Consider the following 20,872-nt stretch of genomic DNA (forward strand, 5'->3'; position numbering starts at 1 on the left):
TCCCGCGGGGAGGTGAGGAAGAAGAAGGCCTCGATCCCGAGGCCGGCACAGGTCTAGATTCCGTTTCAGGGTGTCAAGCAGGTGCCGAACACCTCAGGTCAAGCAGGAACCGGAACTCTTCAGCGGCTCCGACTCCCCCGGGGACCCGAGACCCTGGGGGAGTCTTCTGCGTCCCGGGCAGGGCTCGCTCCACATCGAGTCCGCAGAACCCCGAGGGGTCAACGGTCCCGAGCGCGGGCGAGACCGATCATCCGTGCCGGCGACCGTCCTCTGTGTCCTGGAAGGGCGGAGACCGGCTCGGGTCGACGAGAACATGTGCTCTCACTTCCGTGACGCGGGGTCCACACTGAGTGTCATGGCCAATACGTACCGTTCGGCAGCCGGCGCCGAGGCGGTGCGCGACTGGTGCTCCGCTGGACTGGCGAGGTGGGAGCTTCCGCACTCCACACACGAGGTCGACACCTCCCACGGGACGACTCACGTCGTCGCGCTGGGGACGGGGGACGGGGTCTGCGTATACCTGCCCGGCACGAACTTCAACGCCGCGAGCAGCATGACGGTGCTCAGTCAGCTCGCCGACAAGTGTCGGGTCTATGCGGCAGACCTGCCCGGCCAACCGGGCCTGAGTGCGGCACAGCGGCCGCATCCCGAAGTGCCCGGCTATGCCGCCTGGTCGAGGGACCTGATCGCCTGGGTCAGAGAGCGCCACGAACACGGACGCATCGTGCTCGCCGGTCACTCCCGCGGAGCAGCGGTGGCCCTGTCGGCCGAACCGGACAGTGTGCAGGGCCTGGTCCTGCTGGCACCCGCGGGGCTGAGCGAGGTGCGCCCGTCCTTCGCGATGCTACAGGCGACACTGCCGTGGCTCGTCCGGCGCAACAGCGCCGGGTCGAGACGGTTGCTCGAGTACATGTCAGGCCCCACGCACGCGACTGACGATGACCTGGTCGAGTGGATGACCCTCGTGGCTCGGACCTGTCACACGACCGGGGCTCCCGGACCACTCCCGGACGACACACTGCTCCGTTGGAGGGGCCGCCAGGTGCTGGTCGCCGTCGGCGAGCATGACGTGTTCTTCCCCGTCAGCAGGCTCCGTGCGCCATGTCGGTCGATGCTCGGGCGGGAGCCGTTGGTGATACCCGGCGCCGGGCACCTCGTCGTCGACGAGGAGCCCGTCCTCGTGACGGAGCTGGTCGCGAGCCTGCTCTGACGGATCGTCTCATGCAGGGATCTCCTCGCCTGAGACGATCGCCGTCGCAAGGAGCCGTCCGATCGGAAGGGCCGAGGTGGCTGCCGGAGACGGCGCGTTGACCACGTGGAGGGTGCGCTGGGTGCGCCGGAGCATGAAGTCGTGCACGAACGTCCCGTCTGTGAGCACAGCCTGGGCACGTATCCCCGCCTCCCATGGCACGAGATCGGCCGCAACGAGACCCGGGGCGTACTTTCTGGCACTCGCGCAGGTAGCCGGTCTTCCAGAAGCATCTTGGTAACAGCCCGGACGCCATCCGCGCGCCCCCGTCCCGAGGGGGGAGGGGACGAGGGCGCGCGCTCGTGGGGTGCGCAGACCGTAGCGAGCCGGGCGGCGCCGGTCAGCCCGCGCCGCGGCGAAAGAGGCGATCTGAGGCAAACCTTTGCCCGGCGTCCAAGGCTTGGGCAACGTGCGCCCGGCAGCCGTGGCAGGCCGCTGGGTCAGTACCTGCCTACGGGTCTGGTCGTGCGGGTGTGCCGGGCGTAGCGTCGACGCCATGCGTTGGAAGCTGACCCGCAAGCGCATCGCGGCGGTCATCGCCGGCAGTGCCGCCCTCACGGCTGGGACGGTGGGTGTGGCGAGCGCGGTGTCCGGCGATGACGACGCTCGGGATCGCCCCATCCCCGCCTCGGAGCTGGAGCAGGCCGAGCGGGCCGCCCTCGAGGAGACCGGGAGCGGTGAGGTCACCGAGACCGAGGTCGGTGACGAGGAGAGCCGGTACGAGGTCGAGGTGACGCTGCAGGACGGCACGCAGGTCGACGTGCAGCTCGACGAGGATTTCCGGGTCGTGGGGACCGAGCGGGACGGTACCGACTCGGACGACTGACCGACCGCCCGTGACGCCCACCCCGCCCCGTCTCGGGTGCGGCTGAGTCTGGTCCGAAGGGGTTCTGGGTACTGTGCCTCGAAGACGTCGGGACCAGGTGGCAGTCGGCCTCCGGTCCGAGACGTCGGGCAGGCGGATGGCGTGGACCCGCTCCCGGCGACCGCCCAGGCGCTGGAGCTGCTGGGCGCGTCCGGTGACGAGGACGTCGGTGCCCGGATGGCGTGGCTCTCCGAAGCCGCCGCCGATGCCGTTCCGGAGGCCGGCGCCGTGGCGATCTGGTTCGCCGACGAGGACCTCACGCTGGCGTACGTCGCGCGGCACGGCGACGGGTCGCGTCATGTCGTCCATCCCGTGATGCGCTCCAGCCTGGCCGTGGCGATGGCAACGCCGACGAGGCTCATCTCGGTCGTCACGGTGTACTCGCGGCACACCGACGCGTTCGCCGGCCGCGTCGCCGCTCTCGAACGCGCGCTGGGCGCCGTTCGGGGAGCGTCCGTGGCGGACCACGACCTGGCGTTCGATGCCCGCCGGCGCGCCGAGCTCGCACCCACCCGGCTCCGCAGTCGCATGGTGATCGACACCGCCCTCGGGTTGCTCATGGGAAGTCGGGGGCTCAGCCTCGACGAGGCTGAGGAGTGGCTCGAGCGGATGTCGCGGTCCGACGGGCGCACCGCCCTCGAGGTGGCCACCCAGGTGGTCGCCGCCCACCGCGGCCCCGGTCAGGACTAGGTGCCCGCCGACGCGGCCCGGCGCGAGCTCCGCGCTACGGTGGCACGAAGGCGAAGTCTGCGACAGGGGGCGTCGAGGTGAGCGAGGAAGACGTGTACCCGGACGCGGACCGGGCGGCCGTGGACGACGAGCCGGCGCCGTCGGAGCGGGTCCCGCTCAGTCGCGAACGGATCGTCTCGGCGGCACTGGACTTCATCGACGCCAACGGCCTGCCCGGCCTGACCATGCGTCGGCTGGGGGAGCAGCTCGGGGTCGAGGCCATGTCGCTGTACCGGTACGTGCCCAGCAAGGAGGACCTGCTCGACGCGGTCGTCGAGTCCCTCGTGGCCGACGTCCGCAGCGACGACGTCGTCCTGGGCGCACCTCGAGACGGTTGGCAGGACTTCCTCCAGCGCCTCGCCCACGGGGTCAGGCGCATGGCGCTGGCGCACCCCAAGGCGTTCCCGCTCGTCGCCTCCCGGCCGGCCGAGGCGCCCTGGCTGCGGCCGCCGCTGCGCAGCCTGGAGATGGTGGAGACCTTCCTGTCCGGCCTCATCGAGGAGGGGTTCAGCGACGAGGCCGCCGTCGACGGCTACCGCGCCTACACCAGCTTCCTCCTCGGCCACCTGCTGCTCGAGGTGGCCGTCCACGGCGCCGACGTCGGCCCGCTCGACGTGCTCGACGACCAGACCGGCGAGCCCGGGACGTCGCACCACCCCACGGTCGCGCGCCTGCGCGACCCGCTGTCGCAGGACCGGTCGGCGGTCGAGTTCGAGGAGGCCCTCGAAGCGCTGCTCGACCGGATGACGGTCAGCCGCAACGAGCACCTGGCCGACTGAGTAGAACCCCCCCTTGCGGGGGTACGGACCGCATGGCCCTCTGGGACGTGGGTACGGCTTACAACGTAAACCACTCACCCATGCGGCGTCAGCCTGCGTCCTCTCCCCGTGCCGGGACGCAGCCGCGGCCGCGGACGGAGGACACATGAAAGACGCACTGCGTGACGGCTTGAGCACGATCGCCGAGTTCGTGCCCAAGCTCGTCCTGTTCCTGGTCATCCTGATCGTCGGCATCATCATCGCCAAGGTCATCGCCAAGGCCCTGAACGCACTGCTCGAGAAGGCCGGCTTCGACCGGGCGGTCGAGCGGGGTGGCATCAGGCGAGCCCTGTCGAACTCGACGATGGACGCCAGCGACATCGTCGCCAAGCTCATCTACTACACGCTGCTGCTGTTCGTGCTGCAGCTCGCCTTCGGCGTCTTCGGCGCCAACCCGATCAGCCGCCTCATCGAGGACGTGATCCGCTTCCTGCCCAGCCTGGTCGTCGCGATCATCATCCTCGTCGTGGCCGCCTCGATCGCCGCTGCGGTCAAGGGACTCGTCGAGAACATGATCGGCGGGCTCTCCTACGGCAAGGCGCTCGCCAACATCGCCTCCGGCTTCATCCTCTTCCTCGGTGTCATCGCGGCGCTCAACCAGGTCGGCGTGGCCACCACGGTCACCACCCCGGTGCTCATCGCCATCCTGGCCACCATCGCCGGCGTGATCGTCGTCGGCGTCGGCGGCGGGCTCATCCGCCCCATGCAGCAGCGGTGGGAGGGCTACCTGACAACCGCCGAGCGCGAGGCGCCCCGCATGAAGGCGCACGCCGACGGCGCGCCGTCGGTGCGTGAGCAGGCGAGGTCCGCTGCCCAGGACATGTCGTACTCCAGCAGCAGCAGCACCAACGGGACCACCGGGACCACGGGCAGCACCGCGGTCTACGACCAGACCGCCGACGCGGGCCACGACGCCACGCCGCGCCAGTACTGACCACCACAGACCCATCCACCAGGCAGGCCGACCGCTACCGGGCGGCCCGCGACGATCCCCCCAAGGAGAACGAAAGATGGACACCAACGACCACGGCCGCTACATCGGCCAGACGCTCTACTCCAGCGACGACGAGAAGGTCGGCAAGATCGGGCAGGTCTACCTGGACGACGACACCGACCGTCCCGAGTTCGTCACCGTCAACACCGGCCTCTTCGGCATGAACGAGTCCTTCGTCCCGGCCGCGAACGCCGACGTCACCGGCGACGGCGTGCGCGTCCCCTTCACCAAGGACCAGATCAAGGACGCCCCCAACGTCGACGTCGATGGCGGCCACCTCGACCAGGGCGAGGAGCAGCGGCTCTACCAGCACTACGGCATGACCTACTCGGAACGCTCCAGCGACTCGGGCCTGCCCGCCGACGGCACCGGCACCTACACCGGTGCCGGGACGGGCACCGCGGGCACGACCGGTGAGGGCCATGACACGTCGGGTCCGAACACCGACGAGGCGATGACCCGCTCGGAGGAGCGTCTCGACGTCGGTACGACGTCCCAGGAGGCCGGGCGCGCCCGGTTGCGCAAGTACGTGACCACCGAGCAGGAGACCGTCACCGTCCCGGTGAAGAAGGAGCGGGCCGTCCTCGAGACGGAGCCGATCACCGGGGAGAACCGCGACGAGGCGCTGGGCGGGCCGGCCATCTCGGAGGAGGAGCACGAGGTCGTGCTGCAGGAGGAGCGCGCGGTGGTGGGCAAGACCACGGAGCCGGTCGAGCGGGTCCGCCTGGGCACCGAGACCGTCACCGACGAGGAGACCGTCACCGAGGAGGTCCGCAAGGAGCACATCGAGGCGGAGGGCGAGGTCGACGACCGACGGGCGGACCGGTGAGCACCAGCGCCGACCACCCCCGCCACGACGGCCACGACACGAGCCGGGTCGACGTCGACGGCGCACGCGACGCGGACCGCGACGGCGTACCGGACCGGCGCACGGTCGTGGCACGCGAGAAGGAGGAGCACGGCGGCATCAAGTGGGGCTCGGCCTTCTTCGGCTGGCTCACGGCTGCCGGCACGGCGATCCTCGTCACCGCGCTCCTCAGCGCGATCGGGACTGCCGTGGGCCTGGGCGCACTGTCGGGCCCGCAGCAGGCCGAGCGCGAGGCGACGCAGAACGCCGAGACCGTCGGCATCGTCGGCGCGGTGGCCCTGCTGGTGATCCTCTTCGTGGCCTACTACGCCGGCGGCTACGTCGCCGGGCGGATGGCGCGCTTCGACGGGGCCAAGCAGGGCATCGCCGTGTGGCTGTGGGCTCTCGTCATCGCCATCCTGGTGGCGGTGGTGGTGGCCGTCGCGGGCAGTGAGTACAACGTGCTCTCGCAGCTGAACAGCCTGCCCCGCCTGCCGGTCAGCGAGGGCGACCTCGCCACCGGAGGGATCATCACGGCAGTCGCCGCGGTGGTGGCCAGCCTCGGCGGAGCGATCCTCGGCGGCCTGGCCGGGATGCGGTTCCACCGCAAGGTCGACCGCACCGGCCTGGGCGCCTGACCTCGGCACGAGCCGCCCGCCCCTCCGGATGGAGGGGCGGGCGGCTCTGCGTCGGGGACCGCCCGCTCCGACGTCAGCGCGCGTAGCGCCGGGCCACCACCGCCTGCTGGTCGACGGGTGTGCCGCGCTGGATCGTCCAGGCCAGCCGGACCAGCCCGGCGTGCGACCACGTGAGCGGGGTGGCGGCGCGGGTCCCCTCGCCCGCGGCGCAGCAGGCCTCGCCGGTGGGCGGCCGGCCGTCCCAGACCTGCTCGGAGATGAGGTCGCTCGTACCGGCGGCCGCGGCCATGGCGGCGAGGTAGGGCGTGGCGTCCTGCCCGGCGGTGACGGCGTACTCGCCGCGCTCCCCGGTCAGCAGCGGCCAGAGGCGACCGAGCGTCGTGCCGGTGTCGTCCTCGGTGATGTCCCACTGCCCGCCGTCGCGCGTCTCGCCGTACCCGTCGAAGCTGAAGCGGTGCCAGAACGGCCCGTTGGGCGTCTCGACCCGCAGGTCCGCGTCCACCACCGACAGCGTGGACAGCACGTCGGGGTCGTCCGGCTGCTCGAGCCCCAGACGGACCAGGTCGAGGAAGCTGGGGTCGACCACGCGTCGCTGGTCGACGTCGGAGGGGCCACCGTCGCCGATGCCGTACTCCGTGCCGCGGTCGGGACGACCGTCCTTGGTGATCCGCAGGTAGTAGGGGTCGTCGCTGAGCGGCCCGGTGGTGGTGCGGGTCCACTGCTTGACCTTCGACTGCCAGCGGTCGGCCAGTCGCAGCCAGCGGCGCGCGGACGCGCGGTCGCCGTTCTTCCGGGCGATGTCGGCGGCGCACACCAGCCCGGCGACCTGCGTGGCGATCGAGTTCGGGGAGTAGCCGGACTGGTTCTCCCACCGCTCCTGCGGGGAGTACGGCGCCCGCCGTCCGGTCTCCTCGTCGCGGAAGCGCACGAGGAAGTCCGCCGCCCGCTTCACGCTGCGGTAGGTGCGCGGTCCGTCGCGGCCGACCAGCCGGGCGAGCACGATCGGCAGCGCCACCTCGTCGAGCTGCAGCTCAGACCAGACCGGCGTCCCCTCGACGTCGGAGTTCTGCGGGAAGGACCCGTCGGGCAGCTGCTGCACGCCGAAGAGCCAGTCGACCGTGCGGCGCGCGGCCGCCCTGTCGCCCATCGCCCACAGCGCGGTGCCGAACTGGTAGGAGTCGCGCGACCACACGAGGTGGTAGGCGCCGGACGGGGACGAGAGGTCCTCGACCTCGTCGCCCCACACCCACGGGGCGGACGGCGAGGCCACGAGGGCGCCCGGGTTGAGCTTGTCCTCCGCGGCGGCCAGCACGAGGGCCGACGCGAGGTAGGCGCGGCGGACGGTCGCCGCGCTGTCCGGCACCGCCCGGAGCGTGCGCAGGTAGCGGTGCCACCCGCGGTCGTAGCGGGCAGCCGTGCGGCTCGCGCCCGCGTGGAGGCCCGCCCGGGCGGTGCGCTGCGCGTCCGCGCCGCTGCGGCCGTAGCCGAGCACCAGCGTCGCGCGCTGCTCACCGGCGAGCCCGGTCACGCCGGAGACCCGGCCGGTCTGGACGACGTTGCCGGGGCCGGCCGCGCGGCCGCCCTCGTCGAGGCGCTGGTCGCCCTCGAGGTCGGTCCACCCGTCGTCGCGACCGAGCAGGCCGGTGGTGCTCCGGCCGAGGCGGGGGCGTGCGACGAGGGCCGACGCGACGCCCGCCTTCGCGTCGGTCGCCACGAGCGCACCACGCGTCGCGCGGCCGCGGTCGTCCATGCCGGAGTTGGCCAGCGCCGGGTCGTGGACGGCGTACAGCCGGTAGCTGCCGCCGTCGAGCGACTCGAGGCGGACGCGGACGACGAGCGCGTCACGGCGCGGGTCGGTGACGTACGTCTTGGTGATCCGGTAGCGGCCGGAGGTGGCGGTGCCGACCTGCTGGAAGCGGAGGCTGCGCTCGTCGGGACGCGTCGTGACCACGTCGACGTCCTCGGTCTCGCGGTCGGTGAACGTGCGGCCGTCGGTCACGACGAGCTCGAGGCTGCGGGTGCTCGGCGTCGACAGGTCGGGGTAGAACACCTCGCTGACCCGCCCGTCCTGGAGCGTGAACCACACGTTGCTCCGCCGGGTGCGGGCCGTGCCGAAGCCCGCCTTGTCGGCCTCGGTCCACGTGCTCTTCGCGCCGCGGTCGGGGGCCGCGCGCTCGGCCGCTCCGGCGCTGGCGCCCGGGGACGGGGCCAGGGTGGCCACGGCGAGGGAGAGGGCGATCGGACCGATGAGCACGCGCAGCGACATGGGAGCCTCCGAGATGGGTTCCCCCCGTCGTACTCCCGCGACACGACGCGGACCACACCCCGGCGGGTACGACGCCTCAGTCCCCGGTCGCCGCCCAGCGCGTCGCTGCCTCCCGCTCCGCGAGCGGGAAGGCGCGCGCCTGCCCCGGGAGCAGGACGCTGAAGACCTTCATCGCCGGCCCGATCCAGCGAGCGTCGCTGACGACCGCGATCCGCTCGAAGGACGACAGGTGGCGGACACCGAGCTTGAGGTCCTCCCACACCGCCTCGCCCTCGTACTCGTCGAAGTCCGGACCGAGGACGTAGACGAGGCGCACCTTGCCGTGCTCGGCCACGGCTGCCTCGACGGCCGGGACGAGGACGTCCTCGTAGTCCTCCTTCTCGACGTCGTCGATCGCCTCGAGCCCGAGGACGCCGGCCGGCATGTCGCTGAGAACCCGGATCACGTGACCACGCTCCTTCCCGCCTGCAACGCTAGGCGCGACGGCGCGGCCGCGGATCACCCGGAGCGGACGAGGCGGCCGGCAGCAGCCCGCCCAGACGGTCGGCCTCACTCCGCGGCCCTGCTGACGTCGGTGGCCGATGAGCACATACTGCTGTCATGGGCACCGGCGGTGACCGAGATCTCGAGCGCCACATCGATGTCCTCGCCGCGCAGGTGTCGACCAACCGTGCCCGGATCGACGCCCTGACCGACCGCGCGGACGCTGCCCACCGGCGCGCGGACACGGCGCAGGAGCGCGCGGACGTGGCGGAGAGCCGAGCCGACCAGATGCAGGCCGACTCGCTGCTCGATCGCGAGCTGATCGCGCAGCTGCAGGCCGATGGCGCCCTGAGTCGGGACCACGTCGCCCAGCTCCAGAAGGCGCTCCTGGCGTCGCCCCACATCGGTGCGGCTGTGGGGATCTGATGGCCAGCAGGGAGGTCACCCAGGACGAGGCGCTCGCGATCCTGAATGTCGCGAGCCAGCGGTCGAACCGCAAGCTGTACGACGTGGCGTCGGAGCTCGTGGAGTCCGCCGAGCGCCGGGCGCAGTCCGGCTAGACGCCCTCAGCCCAGCGTCGAGCGACGGGCGACGAGCTCGGGGGTGAAGACCACCTGCTGGTGCTGGTGGTCGGGGTCCTCGGCCTCGTCGAGCACCAGCTCGGCGGCGCGGCGCCCGAGCTCCTGGCGTGGTTGGCGCACGGAGGTGAGGGGGACGGCGGCGGCAGCGGCGTACTCGATGTCGTCGTAACCGACGATAGCCAGGTCGCGCGGCACCGAGAGGCCGGCGGTGCTGAGCTGCTGGAGCAGGCCGAGCGCGAGCAGGTCGTTGACGCAGAACGCCGCGGTGGGGCGTCGGCTGCTGCCGATCCCCATCACGCGCTCACCCGCGGAGCGTCCCTCGGCGACGGTGAGGGCATCGGTGGCGATGACCGTGAGCTGGTCGTCGGGAAGGCCGGCCGCGGCCCAGGCCTGGCGGGCGCCGGCGAGGCGGTCGCGCACCTGCCCGATCGTCTCCGGGCCGCCGATGAACGCGACCCGGGTGTGCCCGGCCTCGACCAGGTGCTCTACCGCCAGACGTCCGCCGAGGACGTCGTCGACGGCCACCGAGCAGAACTCGGCATCCTCCCGGGTGCGGTCCACGATCACCAGCGGCGTGCCGTTGCGGCGTACGTCGTCGAGGACGGCGGCGTGCGGGTCGACCGGGGTGACCAGGATCCCCTGGACGCGCTGCTCGACCAGGTGGGCGAGGTAGTCGGCCTCGCGTGACGGCCGGTTGCCGGAGTGGCAGAGGAACAGCGAGAGCCCGGCCGACTCGGCCGCCAGCTCCGCGCCCTGCGCGACGTCGGTGAAGAAGGGGTTGCGGGCGTCGAGCAGGACGTAGGCCAGCGTCCGGCTCCGGCCGGCGCGCAGCTGGCGGGCGGACTCGTTGCGGACGAACCCGAGGTCGCGCATCGCCTGCTCGACCTTGGCGCGGGTGGCGGGGGAGACCCGCTCGGGGCGGTTGAGGACGTTGCTCACCGTACCCAGGGAGACGTGGGCACGCGCGGCGACGTCCTTGACCGAGGAGGCCCTCGCCATGGCCGCCACCTTCCGCGTCAGCCGTCGTCGCGAGGGTCGCGCCGAGGCGTTGAAACGATTGTCGCTCGGAGCGTACGCCATGGCGCCGGTGCGCGTGGCCGAGCGGTGACAGTCCGGAAATGACTCGACATGGTCCTTGACACCTGTGACGACGCTCACCTACCTTTCCGTTGAAACCTTTCAAACGAGGGAGTCACATGTCTGCCAGCAACGCCGCCGCGCCGGTGCTCGAGCTGCGCGACGTCTCGAAGTCGTTCGGGCCCGTGGTCGCGCTCCGCTCCGGCAGCCTCCGCGTCGAGGCGGGCTCCATCCACGCCCTGGTCGGCGAGAACGGCGCAGGCAAGTCGACGCTGGTCAAGGTCGTCGCCGGCGTCCATCGCCGCGACTCGGGCACCTTCGAGCTCGGTGGCGAGGCGGTCGACTTCTCCTCCACCGCCGAGTCCAAGAAGTCGGGCGTCGCGGTGATCTACCAGGAGCCGACGCTCTTTCCCGACCTCTCGGTCACCGAGAACATCTTCATGGGCCGCCAGATCCTCGCCCGCGGCCGTCGCATCGACCGCCCCGCGATGTACGCCGAGGCGGAGCGGCTCTTCGACCGGCTCGGTGTGCGGATCGACCCCCGCCGTCCCGCCGAGGGCCTCTCGATCGCCGACCAGCAGATCATCGAGATCGCGAAGGCCATCTCGCTCGACGCCCGGCTGCTCGTCATGGACGAGCCGACCGCCGCGCTGAGCGGCGTCGAGGTCGACCGGCTCTTCGCCGTCGCCCGCAGCCTGCGCGACGAGGGTCGCGCCCTGGTCTTCATCTCCCACCGCTTCGACGAGGTCTTCGACCTCGCCGACACGGTCACGGTCATGCGCGACGGGTCCTACATCGACACGTTGACGATCGCCGACACCACACCGTCCGAGCTGGTGTCCCTCATGGTCGGGCGCGAGGTCGACGAGCTGTTCCCGAAGGTCGCCGCCGAGATCGGCGAGCCGGTGCTGCAGGTGCGCGGGCTCAACCGCGCCGGCGTCTTCCACGACATCGACCTCGAGGTCCGCGCCGGCGAGATCGTCGGACTGGCCGGGCTGGTCGGCGCCGGCCGCAGCGAGGTCGCCCGCGCGGTCTTCGGCGTCGACGCCTACGACTCTGGGTCGGTCTCGGTGTCCGGCAAGCCGGTCAAGGGCAACGACCCCCGCTCCGCGATCCGCGCGGGCATGGCGTTCATCCCCGAGGACCGCCGCAAGCAGGGGCTCGTCGTCGACTCCTCGGTCACCCGCAACGTCGCCGGCGTCATCCGCCGCCGCATCGCGAAGGCCGGGCTGCTGACCACCTCCATGGAGAACCGGGCCGCCGGTCCCTGGGCCGGACGCCTGGAGGTGAAGACCAGTGCGCTCGACATGAACGCCGCGACCATGAGCGGCGGCAACCAGCAGAAGGTCGTCATCGCCAAGTGGCTGGCCACCGACCCGAAGCTGCTGATCATCGACGAGCCCACCCGCGGCATCGACGTCGGCACCAAGGCCGAGGTGCACCGGCTGCTCTCCGAGCTCGCCGGGCAGGGCCTCGCGATCTTGATGATCTCCTCCGAGCTCCCCGAGGTCCTCGGCATGGCCGACCGCGTCGTCGTCCTCTGCGAGGGCCGCGTGACCGCCGAGCTCGACCGTGCCGACGCCACCCCCGAGGCCGTCATGCACGCCGCCACCCACCACCTGGAGGACGTCCGATGAGCAACACCGACATCGAGCGCCCGCGGCCGGAGGCCGAGGTGTCCGCCGGCGAGGCGCTGCTCGTCGAGCCCAGCCGGCTCTCGCCCACCCGGCGCGCGCTGACCACCGTCCTCCGCTCGCGCGAGCTGTCGATCTTCCTCGTGCTGGTCGCCGTCGTGGTGCTCGCGACCACGAAGAACAACGGCTTCATCTTCAGCAACGACGGCTGGCGCAACTTCCTGCTCAACCCGTCGATCCTGCTCCTGCTCGCCGTCGGCCAGGCGGTCGTCATCATCACCCGCAACGTCGACCTCTCGGTCGGCTCGGTGATGGCGCTGACCGCCTACCTCACCGGCCGGCTGTTCATCGAGATGCCCGACATCCCGATCGTCGTGGTGCTGGCGGCGTGCCTCCTGGTCGGCGCGGTCCTCGGCCTCGTCAACGGCGTGCTGGTGGCGTACGGCGGTGTGCCCGCGCTGGTCATCACGCTCGGCACGCTCTACATCTACCGCGGCATCATGCTCACTTGGGCCGGCAGCGACCGGATCAACGCGGGCGACCTGCCCCGCGAGTTCCTCCAGCTCGGCACCCGCTCCGTGCTCGGCATACCGTTGCTGACGATCATGGCGCTCGTCGTCCTGGCGATTGTCGGCTACTACCTCTACACCGCGCGCGGTGGCCGCGAGCTCTACGCGATCGGCTCCGACCCGGACGCCGCGGTCCTCTACGGACTGCCCGTACGCCGCCGCCTGCTCGCCGCGTTCGTCCTCAGCGGCGCTCTGGCCGGACTCGCCGGCGCCCTCTACACCGCCCGCTACGGCACGGTGAGCTCGAGCGTCGGCCTGGGCATCGAGCTGCAGGCGGTCGCCGCAGCGGTCATCGGCGGCGTCGCGATCTTCGGCGGCAGCGGCACCGTGTGGGGCGCGGCCATCGGCGCCTTCCTGCTCGTCACCATCAACCGGGCCCTGCCCAGCCTCGGCATCGAGGACTTCTGGCAGCGCGCCGTCGTCGGCGCCCTGATCCTCGGCGCGATCGTGCTCGACCGCGTCCTCGCCCGCAGACAGGCCCGCAAGCTCGCCGAATCGAGGGACCACTCATGAGCACCCGGACGTACGCCGACTACTCGGCGCCGCTGTGGAAGCGCTGGCTGCTGACCCGCGAGATGGCCGTCATCGCGCTGACCGTCGCAGTCTTCGTCTACGCGACGATCAACGTGGACAACTTCGACGGGCCGCTGACCGTGAAGTTCCTCCTCCAAGACATCGCGCCGATCCTGCTGATCGCGCTGCCGATGACGCTCATCATCATCACCGGCGAGATCGACCTGTCGGTGGCCAGCATCATGGGCCTGAGCAGCGTGCTGCTCGGTGTCTTCCACGACAGCGGCATGTCGATCCCGACGGCCGCGGTCCTCGCCCTGCTGGCGGGGCTGGCGTGCGGCGCCCTCAACGGCTTCCTCATCGCCTACGTCGGACTGCCGTCGCTCGCCGTCACCATCGGCACGCTCGCACTCTTCCGCGGCATCGCGGTCGGCCTGCTCGGCACGACAGCCATCACGGACTTCACCGACAAGTGGTCCGACCTCGCCACCAACACCATCGGCGAGTCACGGATCCCGCTGGTGATGATCCCGTTCGCGGTGCTGACCGTCGTGTTCGTGGTGCTGCTGCACTTCTCCACCTTCGGGCGCGGCATCTACGAGATCGGGCTCAACGACGAGGCGGCCCACTTCACCGGCGTCAACGTCGCCCGGACCAAGCTCGTCCTCTTCGTCCTCTCCGGCGTGGTCTCCGCCTTCGCCGGCATCTACTTCACCCTGCGCTACGGCTCTGCCCGCGGCGACAACGCGACCGGCTACGAGCTGCAGGTCATCGCGGCAGTGCTCCTCGGCGGCGTCTCGATCTTCGGCGGCCGAGGCCGGCTGCACGGCGTGCTCGCCGGCGTCGTGCTGATCGGCGTCATCTCCAGCGCCCTGCGCCTGGAGAGCGTGACGGTCAACGTCACCAACATCATCGTGGGCCTACTCCTCGTGGCCTCGGTGATCCTCCCCAGTGTCCTTGCGTGGACCTCGTCGAGGTTGCCCCGCAAGGCAGCGACTCCTCCGGAGTCGCGTCCCACCCCGAGCGCCGCATCCGCCGGCGTCTAGGAACACGAAAGGCAGACCCACATGAAGTTCCACACCCGGCGGCCGATCGCTCTGGCTGCGATCATCCTCACCGCCTCCGCGGCCCTCACCGCGTGCGGCAGCGACGATGACGGCGGCGACAGCGGCTCCAGCGGCGGCGACGGTGGCGGCTCGCTGAGCATGACGATGCTCCCGAAGAACCTCGGCAACCCGTACTTCGACACCAGCACCGCCGGTGCGAAGGAGGCGGCCGACGACCTCGGCGCCGAGCTCGAGGAGGTCGGTCCCGAGACCGCCAGCCCCGACGCCCAGGTGTCCTACATCAACACCGTCGCCCAGCAGGGCAAGGACGCCCTGATCCTGTCGGCCAACGACCCCGAGGCCCTCTGCGACGCGATCGACGAGGCCCGCAGCGCCGACGTCAAGGTCGTCACCTTCGACGCCGACACCAACCCCGAGTGCCGCGACCTGTTCGTCAACCAGGCCACCGCCGAGGGCATCGCGTCCAAGCAGCTCGAGCTGATCTCCGAGCAGATCGGCGGCGAGGGCGAGATCGCGATCCTGTCCGCCGCGGCCAACGCGACGAACCAGAACGCGTGGATCGACATGATGGAGAAGGAGCTCGCCGACAACCCCGACTACGCCGACATCGAGCTCGTCGACACGGTCTACGGCGACGACGACGACCAGAAGTCGTTCGACCAGACCGAGGCGCTGCTGCAGAACCACCCCGACCTCAAGGGCATCATCTCGCCCACCACGGTCGGCATCGCCGCCGCTGCGCGCTACCTGTCGGACTCGTCCTCGAAGGGCAAGGTCGCGCTGACCGGCCTCGGCACCCCCAACCAGATGCGCGAGTACGTCGAGAACGGCACCGTCGAGTCCTTCGCGCTGTGGAACCCGAGCGACCTCGGCGCCCTGGCCACCTACGCCGCGGCCGCCCTGGCCAACGGTGACATCTCGGGCGAGGAGGGCGACTCCTTCGAGGCGGGCGACCTCGGCGAGTTCACGGTCGACGCCGACGGCGTCGTCCTGCTCGGCGAGCCGTTCACCTTCAACGCCGACAACATCGGCGACTTCGACTTCTGACCCCGACCTGAGTCGAACCCCACCACGTCCCGGGGCCGGCGGCCTCGAGCCGCCGCCGGCCCCGGGGCACCCCACCGCACCGTCCGAGAGGAGAGCGCCATGCAGCGCGTCTGCTTCACCCTGCAGGTCCGCACGGACCGCATGGAGGAGTACGCCGAGCGCCACGCCGCCGTGTGGCCCGAGATGCTCCGCGCCCTCCACGACGCCGGCTGGACCAACTACTCCCTCTTCCTGCGCGAGGACGGCCTGCTCGTCGGCTACCTCGAGACGCCCGACCTGGCCGCCGCGCAGGAGGGCATGGCCCGCACCGACGTGAACGCCCGATGGCAGGCCGAGATGGCCGAGTACTTCGTCGACCTCGACGTCCCGCCCGACCAGGGCTTCTGGCAGCTGAGCGAGGTCTTCCACCTCGAGGACCAGCTCGCTGCGCTCGCCCCCACGAGCACGACCACCGACTCGCCCACCCAGACAGCTCAGGACCAGTGATGACCAGCTTCTCCACCATCAGCGACCGACTCGGCGAGCTCGCCATCGAGGTGCCGTCCTGGGCCTACGGCAACTCGGGCACCCGCTTCCGGGTCTTCGGCACCCCCGGCACCCCGCGCACCGTCGAGGAGAAGATCGCCGACGCCGCGACCGTGCACCGCTTCACCGGCCTCGCGCCCTCCGTGGCGCTCCACATCCCGTGGGACGAGGTCGACGACTACGCCGCGCTGGCGGCGTACGCCAAGGAGCAGGGCGTCGCGCTCGGCACGATCAACTCCAACACCTTCCAGGACGACGACTACAAGCTCGGCGCCCTGACCCATACCGACCCGCGCGTGCGGCAGAAGGCGATCGACCACCACTTCGCGTGCATCGAGGTGATGAACCAGACCGGGTCGCAGGACCTGAAGATCTGGCTCGCCGAGGGCACCAACTACCCCGGCCAGGGCGACATGCGGGCCCGCCAGGACCGGCTCGCGGAGAGCCTGCGCACGATCTACGACCGGCTCTCCGACGACCAGCGGCTCGTGCTCGAGTACAAGTTCTTCGAGCCGGCGTTCTACCACACGGACGTCCCGGACTGGGGCACGTCGTACGCCCACGTGGCTGCCCTCGGCGACCGCGCCAAGGTGTGCCTCGACACCGGCCACCACGCGCCCGGCACGAACATCGAGTTCATCGTCGCCCAGCTGCTGCGGCTCGGGAAGCTCGGCTCGTTCGACTTCAACAGCCGCTTCTACGCCGACGACGACCTCATCGTCGGGGCGGCCGACCCGTTCCAGCTGTTCCGGATCATGGTCGAGGTCATCCGCGGCGGTGGGTTCGGCGCGGAGAGCGATGTCGCGCTGATGCTCGACCAGTGCCACAACATCGAGGACAAGATCCCTGGCCAGATCCGCTCGGTGCTCAACGTCCAGGAGATGACCGCCCGCGCGCTGCTCCTCGACACCGAGGCCCTCGACGAGGCTCGGTCCGCCGGCGACGTGCTGCGCGCCAACGAGGTCTTCATGGACGCCTTCTACACCGACGTGCGCCGTGACCTGGCGGCGTGGCGCGAGGAGCGCGGCCTGCCGGGCGACCCGATGCGCGCCTACCTCGAGTCGGGCTACCAGCAGCAGATCGAGGCCGACCGCGTCGGCGGCTCGCAAGCCGGCTGGAACTGACCCACCACACCCACCCCGAAGGAAACCTGCACCGTGAGTGACCTCAACCCCGCCGTCAGCCCAGTCGTGGCGGAGCTGGTCCAGCGCTCCAACCGCCTGGGCCAGGACCCCAAGAACACCAACTACGCCGGCGGCAACACCTCCGCCAAGGGCACCGAGACCGACCCGGTCACCGGGGAGGACGTCGAGCTGCTGTGGGTGAAGGGCTCCGGCGGCGACCTCGGCACGCTGACCCCGGGTGGCCTGGCCGTGCTGCGGCTGGACCGGATGCGTGCGCTCGTCGACGTCTACCCCGGCGTGGACCGCGAGGACGAGATGGTCGCTGCCTTCGACTACTGCCTGCACGGCAAGGGCGGCGCCGCCCCCTCGATCGACACGGCCATGCACGGCCTCGTCGACGCGGCGCACGTCGACCACCTGCACCCCGACTCCGGCATCGCGATCGCGACCGCGGCCGACGGCGAGGAGCTGACCCGCACGATCTTCGGCGACGCCGTGGTGTGGGTGCCGTGGCGCCGCCCCGGCTTCCAGCTCGGCCTCGACATCGCCGAGATCAAGGCGAAGAACCCTCAGGCCCGCGGCTGCATCCTCGGCGGCCACGGCATCACCGCGTGGGGCGACACGAGCGAGGAGGCCGAGGCCAACAGCCTCTGGATCATCGACACCGCCGCCTCCTACATCGCCGAGCACTCCAGGGCCGAGCCGTTCGGTCCGGCGCTCGAGGGGTACGCCGCCCTGCCGGAGGTCGAGCGCCGCGCCAAGGCCGCCGCCCTCGCACCGACGATCCGCGGCATCGCATCGGCGGACCGTCCGATGGTCGGCCACTTCACCGACGCCGACGTCGTGCTCGAGTTCCTCGCGCACGCCGAGCACCCCCGTCTCGGGGAGCTGGGCACGTCGTGCCCCGACCACTTCCTCCGCACCAAGGTCAAGCCGCTGGTCCTCGACCTGCCTGCCGCCGCCTCGGTCGAGGAGAGCATCGCCCGCCTGCAGGAGCTCGCGGTGTCCTACCGCGAGGACTACCAGGGCTACTACGACCGCAACGCCACGCCCGACAGCCCCGCGATCCGCGGCAAGGACCCGCTGATCGTGCTGGTGCCCGGCGTCGGCATGTTCAGCTTCGGCAAGGACAAGCAGACCGCCCGCGTCGCCGGCGAGTTCTACGTGAACGCGATCAACGTGATGCGCGGCGCGGAGGGCCTGTCGTCGTACGCCCCCATCGACGAGTCGGAGAAGTTCCGCATCGAGTACTGGGCTCTCGAGGAGGCCAAGCTCCAGCGGATGCCGAAGCCCAAGCCGCTCGCGACCCGCGTCGCGCTCGTCACCGGCGCCGCGTCGGGGATCGGCCTGGCGACCGCGAAGAAGCTCGCGTCCGAGGGCGCCTGTGTCGTCATCGCCGACCTGTCGCTGGAGAAGGCGCAGGCTGCCGCGGCCGAGATCGGCTCGGCCGACGTCGCCGTGGGCGTGCAGGTCGACGTCTCCGACGCCGCCGCCGTGCAGGCCGCGGTCGAGGCGACCGTGCTGGCCTTCGGTGGCGTCGACCTCGTCGTCAACAACGCCGGCCTCTCGCTGTCGCGCTCGCTGCTCGAGACCACTGAGGCCGACTGGGATCTCCAGCACGACGTGATGGCCAAGGGCTCGTTCCTCGTCGCGAAGGCCGCGGCCAAGGCGATGATCGAGCAGGGGATGGGCGGCGACATCGTCTACATCTCCTCGAAGAACTCGATCTTCGCCGGCCCCAACAACGTCGCGTACGGCGCCGCCAAGGCCGACCAGGCCCACCAGGTGCGGCTGCTGGCCGCCGAGCTCGGCGAGCACGGCATCAAGGTCAACGGGGTCAACCCCGATGGCGTCGTGCAGGGCTCGGGCATCTTCGCGTCGGGCTGGGGCGCCAACCGCGCCGCGGTCTACGGCGTGGAGGAGCAGGACCTCGGCAAGTTCTACGCGCAGCGCACGATCCTCAAGCGCGAGGTGCTGCCGGACAACATCGCCAACGCGGTCTTCGTCCTCTGCACCGAGCAGCTCAGCCACACGACCGGCCTGCACATCCCGGTGGACGCGGGCGTGGCGGCGGCCTTCCTGCGATGACGCACCCGGCGATGACGACCCTGCGCGTCGCGGCCGTCGACCTCGGGGCGACGAGCGGGCGCGTGATGGCCGCCCGCGTGGGTCCGGGGCACCTCTCGCTGAAGGAGGTGCACCGGTTCCCCAACGGCGGCGTCCCCGTCGGCGGCTCGCTGTTCTGGGACGTGCTCGGCATCCACCGCGAGGTGCTGGCCGGGGTCGCCGAGGTGGCGCGCACCGGGGAGCTGCACGGGATCGGCATCGACTCGTGGGCGGTCGACTACGGACTGCTCGACCGCGACGGCGAGCTGCTCGGCAACCCCTACAGCCACCGCGACCCGCGCACCCGCGACGTCCCCGAGCTGGTCGCGAAGACGGTCAGCGTGCAGGAGCAGTACGCCGTCAACGGCCTGCAGCAGCTGCCGTTCACCACCGTCTTCCAGCTGGTCGCCGCGCGCGGCACCGCGGCCCTCGAGTCGGCGCACACGCTGCTCCTGCTGCCCGACCTGCTCGGCTACTGGCTGACCGGCGAGGTGGGCGCCGAGCGCACCAACGCGTCGACGACCGGCCTGCTCGACGTCGGCACGGGGGAGTGGTCCAGCGAGCTGGCGAGCCGGCTGCAGCTGCCCTGGTCGATCCTGCCCCCACTGCGCGATGCCGGCTCCGTCATCGGACCGCTGCGCGCCGGGGTCGCGGCCGACCTCGGTCTCTCGCCCGACGTGCCCGTCGTCGCGGTCGGCTCGCACGACACGGCGTCGGCCGTCGTCGCCGTACCCGCCGACGCGGACACCTCCTTCGGCTACATCTCCTCGGGCACGTGGTCGCTCGTCGGCCTCGAGCTCGACGCGCCGGTCCTCACCGAGGAGGCCCGCGAGGCCGACTTCACCAACGAGGGCGGCGTCGACGGCACGGTCCGGTTCCTCAAGAACGTGATGGGCCTGTGGGTGCTGTCGGAGTGCCTCAGGGCGTGGCGCGACCGCGGCACCCCGGCCACCGACCTCGCGTCGCTGCTGGCCGACGCGAGCACGGCAGCGCCGCTGCGCACGGTCGTCGACATCAACCACCCGTCGCTGCTGGGACCTGGCAGCGCCACCGACCCGATGCCGGAGCGCGTCGTACGACTGGCGCGCGACGCCGGCGAGCCGCTCCCGCAGACCCCCGGCGAGATCACCCGCTGCATCCTCGACAGCCTCGCGCTCGCCTACCGGCGCCACCTCCGCGCGGCCGTCCGGCTCGCCGGCCGCGACCTCGAGGTCGTGCACGTCGTCGGCGGCGGCTCCCACAACCACCTGCTCTGCCAGCTGACCGCGGACGCCCTGGGCGTCCCGGTGCTGGCCGGCCCGGGCGAGGCGGCCGCTCTCGGCAACGCCCTCGTCCAGGCCCGCGCCCTCGGCGCCGACCTGCCCGACCTCGCTGCCATGCGCGCCCTCGTCCGCGAGACGCACGACGTGCGCCGTCACGATCCACGCCCCGGTCTCGACTGGGACGCCGCCGACCGCCGCGTCGGTCAGGAACGCCCGGGGTAGACATGGGCGCCACCGACGAGCGAGAAGCGGCCCAGGACCGGCTCACGGCGGTGGAGATCTACGTCCTGCGCCTGATGGCGGAGGGTGACACGATCGACGTCGTGGCCCGCAAGCTCGAGGTCTCCGAGCGGACGGTGCGACGCAAGGCGCGCAGCGCGTGCGACAAGGTGGGGTGCGAGACCACCATCGAGGCGATCGTGTGGGCGGTGCGCAACGGACTGTTCTGAACAAGACCACGAACGACGAGACGAGAGGA

Annotated in this window: 21 protein-coding genes; 18 read left to right on the plus strand and 3 right to left on the minus strand. The window is 71.4% G+C overall.

Features of this window, described 5'->3' with window-relative positions:
- Window positions 1-355: 355 nt before the first annotated feature.
- The 7 genes from NYO98_RS00005 to NYO98_RS00035 all read left to right on the plus strand — a co-directional run bounded on the left by NYO98_RS00005 (window position 356) and on the right by NYO98_RS00035 (window position 6,140).
- Complete coding sequence (locus NYO98_RS00005) at window positions 356-1,210, plus strand: alpha/beta fold hydrolase (RefSeq protein ID WP_268109459.1); 855 nt, start codon at window positions 356-358, stop codon at window positions 1,208-1,210.
- A gap of 535 nt (window positions 1,211-1,745) precedes the next feature.
- Complete coding sequence (locus NYO98_RS00010) at window positions 1,746-2,075, plus strand: PepSY domain-containing protein (protein ID WP_268109460.1); 330 nt, start codon at window positions 1,746-1,748, stop codon at window positions 2,073-2,075.
- A 141-nt stretch (window positions 2,076-2,216) separates the two neighbouring features.
- On the plus strand, window positions 2,217-2,804 hold the full coding sequence (locus NYO98_RS00015; protein ID WP_268109461.1) for an ANTAR domain-containing protein: 588 nt from the start codon (window positions 2,217-2,219) through the stop codon (window positions 2,802-2,804).
- 77 nt (window positions 2,805-2,881) lie between these two features.
- Entirely contained in the window at window positions 2,882-3,622 is a 741-nt protein-coding gene (locus tag NYO98_RS00020; protein WP_268109462.1) for a TetR/AcrR family transcriptional regulator C-terminal domain-containing protein, read from the plus strand.
- Between the two features lie 145 nt (window positions 3,623-3,767).
- On the plus strand, window positions 3,768-4,595 hold the full coding sequence (locus NYO98_RS00025) for a mechanosensitive ion channel family protein (protein ID WP_268109463.1): 828 nt from the start codon (window positions 3,768-3,770) through the stop codon (window positions 4,593-4,595).
- 76 nt (window positions 4,596-4,671) lie between these two features.
- Entirely contained in the window at window positions 4,672-5,484 is an 813-nt protein-coding gene (locus NYO98_RS00030; protein WP_268109464.1) for a PRC and DUF2382 domain-containing protein, read from the plus strand.
- Entirely contained in the window at window positions 5,481-6,140 is a 660-nt protein-coding gene (locus tag NYO98_RS00035; RefSeq protein WP_268109465.1) for a hypothetical protein, read from the plus strand. The genes NYO98_RS00030 and NYO98_RS00035 overlap by 4 nt, the downstream gene beginning before the upstream one ends.
- 73 nt (window positions 6,141-6,213) lie before the next feature.
- On the opposite strand, the gene NYO98_RS00040 is transcribed toward NYO98_RS00035, so the two are convergent.
- On the minus strand, window positions 6,214-8,406 hold the full coding sequence (locus NYO98_RS00040; RefSeq protein ID WP_268109466.1) for a glycoside hydrolase family 15 protein: 2,193 nt from the start codon (window positions 8,404-8,406) through the stop codon (window positions 6,214-6,216).
- A gap of 76 nt (window positions 8,407-8,482) precedes the next feature.
- On the minus strand, window positions 8,483-8,851 hold the full coding sequence (locus tag NYO98_RS00045) for a SpoIIAA family protein (protein ID WP_268109467.1): 369 nt from the start codon (window positions 8,849-8,851) through the stop codon (window positions 8,483-8,485).
- 155 nt (window positions 8,852-9,006) lie between these two features.
- On the opposite strand from NYO98_RS00045, the gene NYO98_RS00050 reads away from it, so the two are divergent.
- A complete protein-coding gene (locus NYO98_RS00050; RefSeq protein ID WP_268109468.1) occupies window positions 9,007-9,315 on the plus strand; it encodes a hypothetical protein in 309 nt (102 codons plus the stop codon).
- Window positions 9,315-9,449 carry an ANTAR domain-containing protein gene (locus NYO98_RS00055; RefSeq protein ID WP_268109469.1) on the plus strand — a complete coding sequence of 45 codons (135 nt, stop codon included), beginning with the start codon at window positions 9,315-9,317 and terminating at the stop codon, window positions 9,447-9,449. The genes NYO98_RS00050 and NYO98_RS00055 overlap by 1 nt, the downstream gene beginning before the upstream one ends.
- Before the next feature lie 6 nt (window positions 9,450-9,455).
- Here NYO98_RS00055 and NYO98_RS00060 read toward each other — a convergent pair whose 3' ends face one another.
- Window positions 9,456-10,469 (minus strand): LacI family DNA-binding transcriptional regulator, encoded by a 1,014-nt coding sequence (locus NYO98_RS00060; RefSeq protein ID WP_268109470.1) that lies wholly within the window; start codon window positions 10,467-10,469, stop codon window positions 9,456-9,458.
- A gap of 197 nt (window positions 10,470-10,666) precedes the next feature.
- On the opposite strand from NYO98_RS00060, the gene NYO98_RS00065 reads away from it, so the two are divergent.
- From NYO98_RS00065 to NYO98_RS00105, 9 genes are all read left to right on the plus strand, one after another.
- Complete coding sequence (locus NYO98_RS00065) at window positions 10,667-12,184, plus strand: sugar ABC transporter ATP-binding protein (protein ID WP_268109471.1); 1,518 nt, start codon at window positions 10,667-10,669, stop codon at window positions 12,182-12,184.
- Entirely contained in the window at window positions 12,181-13,263 is a 1,083-nt protein-coding gene (locus NYO98_RS00070) for an ABC transporter permease (protein WP_268109472.1), read from the plus strand. Before NYO98_RS00065 ends, NYO98_RS00070 begins: the two co-directional genes overlap by 4 nt.
- Window positions 13,260-14,309 carry an ABC transporter permease gene (locus NYO98_RS00075; protein ID WP_268109473.1) on the plus strand — a complete coding sequence of 350 codons (1,050 nt, stop codon included), beginning with the start codon at window positions 13,260-13,262 and terminating at the stop codon, window positions 14,307-14,309. The genes NYO98_RS00070 and NYO98_RS00075 overlap by 4 nt, the downstream gene beginning before the upstream one ends.
- 21 nt (window positions 14,310-14,330) lie before the next feature.
- On the plus strand, window positions 14,331-15,377 hold the full coding sequence (rhaS, locus tag NYO98_RS00080) for a rhamnose ABC transporter substrate-binding protein (protein ID WP_268109474.1): 1,047 nt from the start codon (window positions 14,331-14,333) through the stop codon (window positions 15,375-15,377).
- Window positions 15,378-15,476: 99 nt separating this feature from the next.
- Window positions 15,477-15,863: an L-rhamnose mutarotase gene (locus NYO98_RS00085; RefSeq protein WP_268109475.1), complete on the plus strand. Its 387-nt coding sequence runs from the start codon at window positions 15,477-15,479 to the stop codon at window positions 15,861-15,863.
- Window positions 15,863-17,026: an L-rhamnose isomerase gene (rhaI, locus tag NYO98_RS00090; RefSeq protein WP_268109476.1), complete on the plus strand. Its 1,164-nt coding sequence runs from the start codon at window positions 15,863-15,865 to the stop codon at window positions 17,024-17,026. Before NYO98_RS00085 ends, rhaI begins: the two co-directional genes overlap by 1 nt.
- 33 nt (window positions 17,027-17,059) lie before the next feature.
- Window positions 17,060-19,114: a bifunctional aldolase/short-chain dehydrogenase gene (locus tag NYO98_RS00095; protein ID WP_268109477.1), complete on the plus strand. Its 2,055-nt coding sequence runs from the start codon at window positions 17,060-17,062 to the stop codon at window positions 19,112-19,114.
- Window positions 19,115-19,125: 11 nt separating this feature from the next.
- Window positions 19,126-20,616: a rhamnulokinase gene (locus tag NYO98_RS00100; RefSeq protein ID WP_268109478.1), complete on the plus strand. Its 1,491-nt coding sequence runs from the start codon at window positions 19,126-19,128 to the stop codon at window positions 20,614-20,616.
- Between the two features lie 2 nt (window positions 20,617-20,618).
- On the plus strand, window positions 20,619-20,843 hold the full coding sequence (locus NYO98_RS00105) for a LuxR C-terminal-related transcriptional regulator (RefSeq protein ID WP_268109479.1): 225 nt from the start codon (window positions 20,619-20,621) through the stop codon (window positions 20,841-20,843).
- Window positions 20,844-20,872 lie beyond the last annotated feature (29 nt).

The sequence above is a fragment of the Nocardioides pini genome (genome assembly GCF_026712185.1).
Classification (GTDB): domain Bacteria; phylum Actinomycetota; class Actinomycetes; order Propionibacteriales; family Nocardioidaceae; genus Nocardioides; species Nocardioides pini.